Raw genomic sequence first — 12,164 nt, forward strand, 5'->3', positions numbered from 1 at the left:
CGGCTCCACTAAAAGCCGCTTTTTTCTTGGATAAATCACTTGCAGCAATCAATGAGTTTATGAGCGTTACTCTAGCTATTGATGCCATGGGCGGAGATCATGGAGTCGTCGTGACGGTTCCAGCTGCCTGCGATTTTTTAGAAAAACATGTTGATGTGAAGATCGCCCTTGTCGGCGATCCCGATTTAATCAAGCAAGTCTTGAGTAAATCTTCTAAAGCTCCCATGGAGCGTATTCAAATTATTCCCGCTAGTGAAGTGGTCTTAATGGATGATCCCATTGAGGTAGCTTTGCGTCGCAAAAAAGATTCTTCAATGCGTGTTGCCATTGAGCAAGTCAAAGAGGGTGCAGCAGACGCAGTTATCTCTTCTGGTAACACTGGCGCACTCATGGCGATCTCTCGCTATATCCTTAAAACCCTTGAAGGTGTTGATCGTCCGGCGATTGCTACAGCCATCCCCAATGAATTAGGACGCGGCACAACGATGCTGGATTTGGGTGCGAACGCTGATTGCGAGCCAATGCACTTGGTTCAGTTTGCTCAAATGGCCAACGTGATGGTTCAAGTGGTTGATGGTAAGCAAAATCCTTCGATTGGCCTTCTCAATATTGGCGAGGAAGTCATTAAGGGGAACGAAGTTGTGAAGCAAACCAGCGAGTTGCTACGTGAAACTTCCTTAAACTTTTATGGCAACGTAGAAGGTAATGACATCTTTAAGGGCACCACCGATATTGTGGTGTGCGATGGTTTTGTGGGTAACGTTGTTTTAAAGGCTAGCGAAGGCTTGGCAAAAATGATGAGCGGTATGATTCGAGAAGAATTCAATCGCTCATGGTTAACTAAGTTAATGGCGATCTGTGCAATGGTGCCATTACTTAGGGTGCGTAAGCGCGTTGATCATCGTCGTTATAACGGTGCAGTATTGTTGGGTTTACGTGGTTGCGTCATTAAGAGCCATGGCTCTGCTGACCGCTTTGCGTTTGGTTTTGCTTTGGATCGCGCCTATGAGGCGGCCAAGAATCGCATGGTAGAGCGCATTGCTGCAGCCTTTGTGGTGGAGACAAAAGAATGAGTATCTTTGCAAGAGTAGCTGGCACTGGAAGTTATCTTCCTGAACTGCGTTTAACTAATCAAGATTTAGTAGAGCGCCTCGCTAAGTCAGGCCTAGAGACTAGCGACGAATGGATTAAAACGCGCAGCGGTATTTCCGCTCGTCACTTTGCGGCTGAGAATGAGCTCACAAGCGATTTGGCTGTAAAGGCTGCAGAGGCTGCACTCACTAGCGCTGGTATTACCTCTGAAGATTTAGATCTCATTATTTTGGCTACTTCTACACCTGATCATTTGGGTGGATTTCCAAGCACCGCTTGTGTAGTGCAAGATAAATTAGGTGCGCATACATCTTGCGCGGCTTTCGATGTACAGGCAGTTTGTGCCGGCTTTACTTACGCACTCGCTATTGCAGATGCTTTTATCCGCTCTGGCACATACAAAAAAGTACTGGTGATTGGTGCTGAAACCTTCTCACGTATTCTGAATTTTCAAGACCGTGGAACTTGTGTTTTGTTCGGCGACGGCGCTGGAGCAGTTGTACTTGAAGCCTCAAAAGAGGCCGGCATCCTATCTACAGCATTACATGCTGATGGTAGTCAACGCGATATCTTGTGTGTGCCTGGGCGTGCTGGTAATGGCGAAGTACACGGTTCACCATTTATGACAATGGATGGACAGGCAGTATTTAAATTGGCGGTTAAAGTTCTCGAGCAGGTAGCTCATGAGGCGCTTGATAAAGCCAATCTCAAAGCAGAGCAAATTGACTGGCTAGTTCCGCATCAAGCCAATATTCGCATCATGGAGGGCACTGCCAAGAAGATGGGCATGTCAATGGATAAGGTCATTGTGACTGTGCATGAGCATGGCAATACATCTGCAGCCTCTATTCCATTGGCCTTAGATTCTGGCGTGCGCTCTGGACAGATTAAGCGTGGTCAACATCTCTTATTAGAGGGTGTTGGTGGCGGCTTTGCTTGGGGTGCGGTAGCTCTCAAGTATTAAAAATTTTTCCTTCATTAATTTAATTATTTAGCGAATTATTCTCATGACATTTGCATTCGTATTCCCAGGTCAAGGTTCTCAATCTGTTGGCATGCTCAACTCTATTGCGCAGCGCCCAGAAGTGCGCACAACATTGCAAGAGGCATCTGATGCCTTGGGTGAAGATGTCACAAAACTGATTGCCGAAGGCCCTGCTGAAGCATTGTCTTTAACAACCAATACTCAGCCTGTAATGCTGACTGCTGGCGTGGCGTTTTATCGCGCCTGGTTGGCTGCTGGTGGTGCTGCTCCTAAAGTGATGGCGGGCCATAGTCTTGGCGAGTACTCTGCCTTGGTTGCTGCAGGCGTGATTTCATTTAAAGATGCCGTACCTTTGGTACGTTTTCGTGCTGAAGCAATGCAAAGTGCCGTTCCGGTTGGTACTGGCGGTATGGCTGCTATTTTGGGCCTAGATGATGCAACCGTGATTAAAGTTTGCGCTGAAGCAAGTGCTGCTTCTGGCGGTGTGGTTGAAGCGGTCAATTTCAATGCGCCAGGACAAGTGGTGATTGCAGGTGCAAGCGATGCTGTTACTAAAGCATGTGAGCTACTAAAAGCTGCAGGCGCTAAACGTGCTTTGCCATTGCCAGTGTCAGCACCATTTCATTCTTCTTTATTGCAACCTGCTTCTGAAAAGCTACAAGGTTACTTGGCAAATATCGAATTTAAAGCGCCGACCATTCCGGTGATTAATAACGTCGATGTCGCCATCTTGAGTGATCCGATTGCTATTAAGGATGCTTTAGTACGGCAGGCCGCCAAGCCTGTACGTTGGCAGGAAACGATTCAGGCGATGGCTGGGCAAGGCATTACTCAGGTTGTAGAGTGCGGGCCAGGCAAAGTATTGGCTGGCCTGACCAAGCGCATTAATGATCAAGTCACTGGAGTGCCAGTGTTTGATGAAGCTAGCTTGACTGAAGTTCTCGCAAGCCTTAAATAAAATCCAGATTACAGAAATAAATAAGACAGCGGAAGATAAATATGAATCTCGACTTAAGCGGACAAATTGCCCTCGTAACAGGTGCCTCTCGTGGCATTGGCCAAGCGATTGCAGATGAGTTGGTAAAGTGCGGCGCCAAGGTAATCGGCACTGCCACATCTGAGAGTGGAGCTAAGGCTATTGATGAGCGTTTAAAAGCTTCTGGTGGTGCAGGGAAGATCTTGAATGTCACCTTACCAAACGCTTGTGAAGAAATGATTGATTTGATCGTCAAAGAATATGGCGGCATCAATATCTTGGTAAATAATGCCGGCATCACTCGTGATAACTTGGCAATGCGTATGAAGTCAGAAGAGTGGACTGATGTGATCGATACCAACTTAAGTTCAGTTTTCCGTCTTTCTCAAGCTGTATTGCGTCCGATGATGAAGGCGCGTGCCGGACGCATTATTAACATTACCTCCATCGTTGGTCATATGGGCAATGCAGGCCAGGCAAATTATGCTGCCGCAAAAGCGGGTGTTTCTGGGATGACTCGTGCTCTAGCCCGGGAAATCGGAAGCCGAAACATCACCGTAAATTGCGTGGCGCCTGGATTTATCGATACTGATATGACCCGTGCTTTGAGCGAAGAGCAGCAAAATGCCCTAAAAGTGAACATTCCTTTGGCTCGATTGGGTAGCCCAGAAGATGTGGCTCAGGCAGTGGCGTTTTTAGCCTCTCCAGCTGCTGGGTACATTACGGGTAATACCCTACACGTCAATGGCGGACTATATTTAGCCTAACGGCAAAGCGAGGATTTGGTCATTTTTAGGCGAATTTGCTAATTCGGTCCGCCAAACTGATAAAATCCTTTTCATCGTTTTTTACAACCCCTGGGGAAATTAATGGACAACATCGAACAACGCGTTAAGAAAATCGTCGCTGAGCAATTAGGCGTCGCAGAAGGAGATATCAAGAATGAATCTTCTTTCGTGAACGACTTGGGCGCTGACTCTCTTGACACTGTTGAGCTGGTTATGGCTTTGGAAGATGAATTCGGTATCGAAATTCCTGATGAGGAAGCTGAAAAAATCACTACAGTTCAGCTCGCGATCGACTTCGCTAAATCAAAAGCTCAGGGTTAATTCCCTAGCCTAGGTATTACTGTGTCAGCATCAAATGGCCGACGCCGGGTAGTAGTTACCGGCCTTGGTCTCATCTCACCTGTTGGTAATTCAGTTGATGTAGCTTGGTCTAATTTGCTCGCGGGCAAATCAGGCATCGCTACCATCACTAAGTTTGACCATACTCCGCTAAGCGTTCATTTCGCTGGAGAGGTGAAAGATTTCAATGTCGAAGAATATGTTTCTGCCAAAGAGGCGCGCCATATGGATACTTTTATCCATTACGGTATCGCTGCTGGTACGCAAGCACTTCGCGACAGTGGTTTAGAGATCACCGAACAAAACGCCGAGCGTGTTGGCGTCATGGTTGGATCCGGTATCGGCGGCCTGCCAATGATTGAAGAAACAGGCGCTGAGCTTTTAGCTCGTGGCCCGCGTCGTATCTCACCATTCTTTGTTCCGGGCTCAATCATTAATATGATTTCTGGGCATCTGAGCATTTTGTTTGGCCTTAAGGGTCCAAACGTTGCTGCGGTCACTGCCTGTACAACTGGTTTGCACAGCATTGGTTTGGCTGCGCGTTTAATTCAGTATGGCGATGCCGATGTCATGGTTGCTGGTGGCGCTGAATCAACTATCTCTGCTTTGGGTGTTGGCGGTTTTGCCTCTGCAAGAGCGCTGTCTACACGCAATGATGATCCTGCAACTGCATCGCGCCCTTGGGATAAAGACCGTGATGGTTTTGTTCTCGGTGAAGGTGCTGGCGTTGTAGTGCTCGAAGAATACGAACATGCAAAAGCTCGTGGTGCAAAAATATATTGCGAACTATTAGGCTTTGGTATGAGTGGTGATGCATATCACATGACTGCTCCCAATATGGATGGGCCACGTCGTTGCATGGTCAATGCGATGCGCGATGCCAAACTGAATCCAGATCAGATTCAATACCTGAATGCCCATGGTACTTCTACGCCACTAGGTGATAAGAATGAAACTGAGGCAATCAAAGCTGCTTTAGGCGATCACGCCAAAAAGGCTTTAATTAACTCTACCAAGTCGATGACTGGCCACCTTTTGGGCGGTGCAGGCGGCTTGGAGTCTGTATTTACTATTTTGGCGCTTCATCATCAGAAATCGCCGCCTACCATCAATATCTTCAATCAAGATCCAGAGTGCGACTTGGACTACTGCGCCAATACCGCTAGGGATGTGAAGATCGACCATGCAGTCAAAAACAATTTTGGCTTTGGGGGTACTAACGGTACATTGATTTTTGGCAAACTGACCTAATATTCATAGTATCTTCATTGTTGGTCTTTACCAAGTAGGTCTATAGCATTATGAAAAAGTACTTAATTGCGCTCATGGCTATCTTTAGCTTTGGGCAAGTTGCATTTATTCCATCAGCCTCTGCGCAAAATCCACGGGTAACGATTCCTGATTTTGCTGATTTGGTTGAGCGTGCGAGCCCAGCGGTTGTGAATATTCGCACGACTGAAAAGGTTGTCCAACAGCAGGCTCAAGGCGGCATTCCTGGGATACCCGAGGATCAAGCTGAATTCTTCCGCCGTTTCTTTGGTGTGCCTATTCCTGGAATTCCAAATAGTCCTAAGCAAGCGCAACCGAACTCCGGTAAGCCGCAAGAAGCAGATCGTGGTGTGGGCTCTGGTTTCATTATTGAATCTAATGGCTTAATTTTGACAAATGCTCACGTAGTCGAGGGTGCAACTACTATTTATGTCACCTTAACTGACAAGCGTGAATTCAAAGCAAAGTTGCTTGGTATGGATAAACGTACCGATGTTGCTGTTGTCAAAATTGAAGCGCGCGATTTGCCTAAGCTGCCATTAGGCGACTCTTCAAGAGTGCGTGTAGGTGAATGGGTTTTAGCTATTGGCTCCCCGTTTGGCCTCGAGAACACGGTCACCGCAGGGATTGTATCTGCGAAGAGTCGTGATACTGGTGACTACTTGCCATTTATTCAAACAGACGTTGCAGTGAACCCTGGAAATTCTGGCGGCCCATTATTAAATACTGCTGGCCAAGTGATTGGCATCAACTCGCAAATCTTCAGTCGCTCCGGTGGTTACATGGGAATCTCTTTTGCGATTCCGATTGATGAAGCAATGCGTGTTGCAGATCAATTACGTACGAACGGAAAGATGACGCGTGGTCGTATCGGCGTAGCTTTAGGGGAGATGACTAAAGATGTTGCTGAGAGTCTTGGCTTAGGTAAGCCTCGCGGCGCATATGTTCGTAACGTTGAGCCAGGTGGCCCAGCTGCTGCTGGCGGAATTGAATCCGGCGATGTGATTCTGAATTTCAACGGGCGCGAAATTGCTAGATCAACTGATTTACCGAGAGTGGTGGGTGAAATTAAACCGGGCACTTCAGTACCGTTGCAAGTTTGGCGTAAAGGAGGCACTCGTGATTTAACGGTTACCGTAGCCGATGCTGAATCGAACCAAGTTGCCAATAAGAAAGCGGATGCTCCAGCTGCGACTGGTAATAGTACGAATGCCCTTGGAGTGGCTGTGGGAGAGCTTTCAGACGCCAAAAAGAAGGATTTGAATATCAAAGGCGGGGTTGAGGTTACTGGATTAGGGGATGGCCCCTTGGCTAGAGCCGGAATTCGGCCGGGCGACGTCATTATTCGGGTTGCAGATGCTGATATTACAGGCGTCAAGCAGTTTGAGTCCTTGGTCAAAGGCTTAGATTCCAATAAGGCTGTGCCGGTCTTTATACGCCGCGCTGATAGCACCTTGGTAGTCCCTGTAAGGCCAAAATAACCCTATTTTGGGCTTAAAAATGAGGTTCGGCGCCTTTTGGGCGCCACCCATTACAATCACTTTAAGACACCTTTTTGCAGCGCATCATTGTGGTGCGTTCTGACAAGGCGTTTTTTGAATGACCTATTAAGACGCTATGGATTTAATCCGCAATTTTTCTATCATCGCCCACATTGATCACGGCAAATCGACGCTTGCTGATCGTATTATTCAACTCTGTGGCGGTCTTTCTGATCGCGAAATGGAAGCTCAGGTGCTCGACTCAATGGATATTGAGCGTGAGCGCGGCATCACCATTAAGGCCCAAACGGCTGCTTTAAATTACAAAGCTAAAGATGGCAAGATCTACAACATCAATTTGATCGATACCCCGGGACACGTTGACTTCTCTTATGAGGTTAGCCGCTCTTTATCTGCGTGTGAGGGTGCTTTATTGGTGGTTGATGCTAGCCAAGGTGTTGAGGCGCAAACAGTGGCCAACTGTTACATGGCTCTGGAGTTGGGTGTCGAGGTGGTGCCAGTGCTGAATAAGATCGACTTACCTCAGGCTGATCCTGACCGCGCTAAAAAAGAAATTGAAGACGTCATTGGTATTGATGCATCAGAAGCGGTCACCTGCTCAGCTAAGACAGGTATGGGCGTTGAGGATGTGATCGAAGAAATGATTGCCAGAGTACCTCCGCCAACGGGTAACGCAGCAGATCCCTTGCAAGCCTTAATTATCGACTCTTGGTTTGATAACTATGTTGGTGTTGTTATGTTGGTACGCGTTGTGAACGGCACTCTGAAGCCAAAAGAAAAAATTACCTTAATGGCTAACGGTTCTAGTCATTTAGTTGAGCATGTTGGCGTCTTTAGCCCGAAGTCGGTAGATCGTCCAGAGTTATCTGCTGGTCAAGTAGGTTTTGTGATTGCTGGTATTAAGGAATTAAAAGCTGCCAAGGTTGGTGACACCGTTACCCATTCACCGGGACAGCAAGGTCGAGTTCCTGCGGCTGCGCCACTTCCTGGTTTTAAAGAGGTTAAGCCACAAGTATTCGCTGGTTTATATCCTGTTGAATCCAGTGAATACGATCAGTTGCGCGAATCTTTAGAGAAGTTACAACTGAATGATGCTTCGCTCTTGTATGAGCCAGAGGTATCACAAGCTCTTGGATTTGGTTTTCGCTGCGGCTTCTTGGGTTTATTGCACATGGAGATTGTGCAAGAGCGCTTAGAGCGTCAATACGGCATGAATCTCATCACTACTGCTCCAACGGTGGTGTATCAAGTCGAGCAGTCCGATGGAACTATTGTGCTGGTTGATAACCCATCAAAGATGCCTGAGGCTAGCAAGATCAATACGATTCTTGAGCCTATCGTGACAGTCAATTTGTATATGCCTCAAGAGTATGTGGGCGCAATTATTACCTTGTGCGTGGGTAAGCGCGGCATTCAGATGGATATGAATTATCTCGGTCGACAGGTAAAGCTCACTTATGAGTTACCGATGGCGGAGATCGTTTTGGATTTCTTTGACAAGATGAAGTCCATTTCACGTGGGTATGCCTCGATGGACTATGAGTTCAAAGAATATCGTCCAGCAGATGTAGTGAAGGTCGACATTCTCATTAATAGTGAGCGGGTTGATGCGCTTTCAGTGATTGTTCATCGCAGTAATAGTCAACATCGTGGTCGCGAAGTTGTAGCGAAGATGCGCGGCATTATTCCCCGTCAAATGTTTGATGTAGCAATTCAGGCAGCTATTGGTAGCAATATTGTTGCCCGTGAAAACGTGAAAGCATTACGTAAAAACGTTTTAGCAAAGTGCTATGGTGGCGACATTTCTCGTAAGCGTAAGTTATTAGAGAAGCAAAAAGAAGGTAAGAAGCGCATGAAGCAGGTGGGTAACGTAGAGATCCCACAAGAAGCCTTCTTGGCTATTTTGCAGGTGGAAGATTAATGAACTTTGCTTTAATTCTTTTTATCCTCGTAGTCATTTCTGGCATCGCTTGGGTTGCTGATAAGCTGCACTTTGCGCCGCAAAGACGTTTAGTGGGCAACGATCGTATGCCCTTATGGCTTGAGTACACGGCAGGATTTTTCCCTGTTATTTGTGCAGTTTTCATATTGCGCTCTTTCATTGCTGAGCCATTTAAGATTCCTTCTGGTTCGATGATTCCGACATTGCAAATTGGCGACTTTATCTTGGTCAATAAATTTACCTATGGAATTCGTTTGCCGGTATTGAATCAAAAAGTAGTGGATTTGGGTGCACCAAAGCGAGGTGATGTGGTGGTATTTCGCTACCCACGTGATGAATCCGTGGACTACATCAAGCGTGTAGTGGCTTTGCCTGGCGATGAAATCACTTATGAAAATAAGCGACTCACGATTAATGGTCAGCCCTTGCAATACAGCGGTGGCGAGTCCTATCTTGATCCCGAGAATATGCGTTATGCCAAGCGTTTCACAGAAACCTTTCCAGCAGACTTAGGGGGCAATCGCCATGAGATCCTCAATGATCCAGATCGTCCAGCCACAGTGTTTCCAACCGAGCGCTTCCCTGGCTCTGAATTTTGTCGCTATCAACAGTCCGGCATGACATGTAAGGTGCCTGCGGGACATTACTTCGCTATGGGCGATAACCGTGACAATAGTGCAGACTCCCGTTATTGGGGTTTTGTGCCAGATAAAAACATTGTCGGTAAGGCCTTCTTCGTTTGGCTTAACCTTGGTAACCTTGGCCGTATAGGCGGATTCGAGTAACCATCATGAATGCGCGCGCCGTTATCGAAACCGGACCACTGCAAGAGCGCCTCGGCTATACATTTAAGAAGCCCGAGTTACTAAATCAAGCTTTAACTCATCGCAGTCATAGTAAAAAGAACAATGAGCGCCTAGAGTTTTTGGGCGACTCTATTCTTAATTGCGTTGTCGCTGAAATGCTCTACGAGCGCTACTCCGATTTGGATGAAGGTGATTTATCTCGCGTGCGTGCGAATTTAGTAAAGCAGCAAGCCTTATATGAAATTGCTCAAACCCTTTCTTTGTCAGATTACTTGCGCTTAGGCGAGGGTGAATTGAAGAGCGGTGGATTTCGTCGCCCTTCAATCTTGGCAGATACTTTAGAAGCCGTCACTGGCGCCATCTTTATGGATGGTGGATTTGAAGCAGCTAAGACAAGCTTACGTAAGCTGTACTCCATCATTTTGGAGCATGTTGATCCCAAAACCTTGGGTAAAGACGATAAAACGCTTTTGCAAGAATGTTTACAAAGCTATCAACTGCCTTTGCCTGCCTATAACGTTACTGGCACTACTGGCGCAGCGCATAACCAACAATTTGAAGTGGAGTGCTTAATCCCTAGCCATAAGGTGGCGGTAAAGGGTGAGGGTGCTTCACGCCGTGCTGCTGAGCAAGCGGCTGCAAAGTTGGCCTTGATAGCCATGCTCAAAGCTTTGCCACAAGAATCTCGTAAACCCAAGAAGACTCGATCGGCGAAAAAGAAAGCGGCAAAAAAAGAAGTAACCGAAGAGCAGTTCAATCTTAAGCTGAAAGGCTAATCGTGTTTAGATGCGGCACCATCGCCATTGTTGGGCGTCCTAATATGGGTAAATCAACACTGTTAAATGCGTTGGTCGGCCAAAAGATCAGCATTACTTCTCGTAAGGCGCAAACTACGCGCCATCGTATTCTGGGAATCCAGAATCGCGAGGAAGCTCAGTTCATATTTATCGATACGCCTGGTTTTCAGACGCGTTTAATGAATACGCTGAACAAGGCGCTCAACCGTACCGTTACCACTGCGTTGCAGGATGTGAATGTCGCTTGCTTTGTGGTTGAGGCGGGTTATTTTGGTGAGGATGATAAGAAGGTGTTGAAGTTGTTGCCAGATGATCTACCGGTTGTGCTGGTGCTGAATAAGTTGGACTTATTCAATAGCCGCTTTCAGACACCATCAGAGCGTGGTCAGGCCTTACTAAACTTTATTAAAGATATGGCTCGCCCTTGGTGTGAATTAGGCGGTCATGAAGATCAGAAGTGCGAGTTTGCAGAAATTGTTCCGATGAGTGCGAAGAGCCCGGGGGATATTGAAAGATTGCTAGACGTGCTTGAAGGTTACCTGCCTGAGGCACCAGCTGTATACGACGGCGACACTATCACCGATCGCAGCGAGCGTTTCTTGGCTGCCGAGATTTTGCGTGAAAAAGTTTTCCGCTTTACTGGGGAAGAATTGCCCTACACCAGCACGGTAGTAATTGATCAGTTCAAGATGGATGGCAAGATGCGTCGTATTGCTGCAACTATCCTGGTTGATCGCGATAGTCATAAGGCGATGATCATTGGTCAAAAAGGTGAACGTCTGAAAAAGATCTCAACAGATGCTCGCATTGATATGGAAAAGCTCTTTGATGGCAAAGTCTTTTTAGAGACTTGGGTAAAGGTCAAGCGTGGTTGGGCTGATGATCGTGCCGAATTACGGGCGCAAGGGCTGGAATAAATTCAATGGCCTCGATTCGAGTTGCTGACGAACCTGCTTTTGTATTGCACAGCATTCCCTATAAAGAGACTAGCTTAATTCTGGATGTATTTACTCGGCAATATGGCCGCATGGCTTTGATTGCCAAGGGTGCTAAACGTCCACATTCCACATTGCGTCCCGTTTTGCAGCGTTTTCAGCCATTACTGGTTTCTTGGAGCGGCAAGTCTGAGTTACGTACCTTAACCAAGTCAGAATGGGTGGGTGGCATGCCCTCTCTAGTTGGTGATGCCCTGCTTTGTGGTTTCTATTTAAATGAATTACTCGTCAAGTTTTTAGCGCGTGAAGATGATTACGAAAAGCTTTACGACCGCTACGCAGAAACGATTAATGCTTTATCTAATTTGGAGTTTGAATCTAAGGGGCTTGAAGAAATTCTGCGCCCATTCGAGCTATCGCTCTTGCAAGAGACAGGCTATGCCGCAGCCTTGGATCGTTGCGTTGAGACCAATGAAATTCCACTAGCGCATGAGCAATACGTTTATCAACCGGAGCGTGGTGTACGCCCAGTGCAAGTGGATGACCCTGGGCATTGGCCTATTCTTACTGGAAAATCGTTGTTAGCGATTGCAGTTGGTGATTTTTCAGATCCCGAGACGCTTTCTGAGAGTAAGCAGTTAATGCGTTTTCTGCTGGGCTTGCATTTACAGGATCAAGCTCTGACTACGCGTCAAATTTTGATTGATCTGAAGAAAATCTAGTAATCTACAGA

Annotated in this window: 12 protein-coding genes; all 12 read left to right on the forward strand. The window is 46.9% G+C overall.

Annotation, left to right across the window (positions count from 1 at the left end):
- Positions 1-59 precede the first annotated feature (59 nt).
- The 12 genes from plsX to recO all read left to right on the forward strand — a co-directional run bounded on the left by plsX (position 60) and on the right by recO (position 12,153).
- The gene (plsX, locus tag PKF022_RS02225; RefSeq protein ID WP_281777061.1) at positions 60-1,073 is read left to right on the forward strand and encodes a phosphate acyltransferase PlsX; all 1,014 of its coding nucleotides are present in this window, start codon (positions 60-62) and stop codon (positions 1,071-1,073) included.
- Positions 1,070-2,056: a beta-ketoacyl-ACP synthase III gene (locus tag PKF022_RS02230; protein WP_216860545.1), complete on the forward strand. Its 987-nt coding sequence runs from the start codon at positions 1,070-1,072 to the stop codon at positions 2,054-2,056. The genes plsX and PKF022_RS02230 overlap by 4 nt, the downstream gene beginning before the upstream one ends.
- A gap of 43 nt (positions 2,057-2,099) precedes the next feature.
- Positions 2,100-3,035 carry an ACP S-malonyltransferase gene (gene fabD / locus PKF022_RS02235; protein ID WP_281777062.1) on the forward strand — a complete coding sequence of 312 codons (936 nt, stop codon included), beginning with the start codon at positions 2,100-2,102 and terminating at the stop codon, positions 3,033-3,035.
- 41 nt (positions 3,036-3,076) lie between these two features.
- Complete coding sequence (gene fabG, locus PKF022_RS02240; RefSeq protein WP_281777063.1) at positions 3,077-3,820, forward strand: 3-oxoacyl-ACP reductase FabG; 744 nt, start codon at positions 3,077-3,079, stop codon at positions 3,818-3,820.
- A gap of 102 nt (positions 3,821-3,922) precedes the next feature.
- Entirely contained in the window at positions 3,923-4,162 is a 240-nt protein-coding gene (gene acpP / locus PKF022_RS02245; RefSeq protein WP_028819177.1) for an acyl carrier protein, read from the forward strand.
- Between the two features lie 21 nt (positions 4,163-4,183).
- Positions 4,184-5,431 carry a beta-ketoacyl-ACP synthase II gene (gene fabF, locus PKF022_RS02250; RefSeq protein ID WP_216231397.1) on the forward strand — a complete coding sequence of 416 codons (1,248 nt, stop codon included), beginning with the start codon at positions 4,184-4,186 and terminating at the stop codon, positions 5,429-5,431.
- 50 nt (positions 5,432-5,481) lie between these two features.
- Positions 5,482-6,930, forward strand: a complete 1,449-nt coding sequence (locus PKF022_RS02255) for a DegQ family serine endoprotease (protein ID WP_281777064.1) — start codon at positions 5,482-5,484, stop codon at positions 6,928-6,930.
- Positions 6,931-7,066: 136 nt separating this feature from the next.
- Complete coding sequence (gene lepA, locus PKF022_RS02260; protein ID WP_216231398.1) at positions 7,067-8,872, forward strand: translation elongation factor 4; 1,806 nt, start codon at positions 7,067-7,069, stop codon at positions 8,870-8,872.
- Positions 8,872-9,678 (forward strand): signal peptidase I, encoded by an 807-nt coding sequence (lepB, locus tag PKF022_RS02265; protein ID WP_281777065.1) that lies wholly within the window; start codon positions 8,872-8,874, stop codon positions 9,676-9,678. Before lepA ends, lepB begins: the two co-directional genes overlap by 1 nt.
- 5 nt (positions 9,679-9,683) lie before the next feature.
- Positions 9,684-10,475, forward strand: coding sequence for a ribonuclease III (rnc, locus tag PKF022_RS02270; RefSeq protein WP_216188027.1), 792 nt, complete (start codon positions 9,684-9,686; stop codon positions 10,473-10,475).
- Positions 10,476-10,477: 2 nt separating this feature from the next.
- Positions 10,478-11,413 (forward strand): GTPase Era, encoded by a 936-nt coding sequence (gene era, locus PKF022_RS02275; protein WP_281777066.1) that lies wholly within the window; start codon positions 10,478-10,480, stop codon positions 11,411-11,413.
- Between the two features lie 5 nt (positions 11,414-11,418).
- A complete protein-coding gene (gene recO / locus PKF022_RS02280; RefSeq protein ID WP_281777067.1) occupies positions 11,419-12,153 on the forward strand; it encodes a DNA repair protein RecO in 735 nt (244 codons plus the stop codon).
- Positions 12,154-12,164 lie beyond the last annotated feature (11 nt).

Source organism: Polynucleobacter sp. KF022 (assembly GCF_027924105.1).
Taxonomy (GTDB): domain Bacteria; phylum Pseudomonadota; class Gammaproteobacteria; order Burkholderiales; family Burkholderiaceae; genus Polynucleobacter.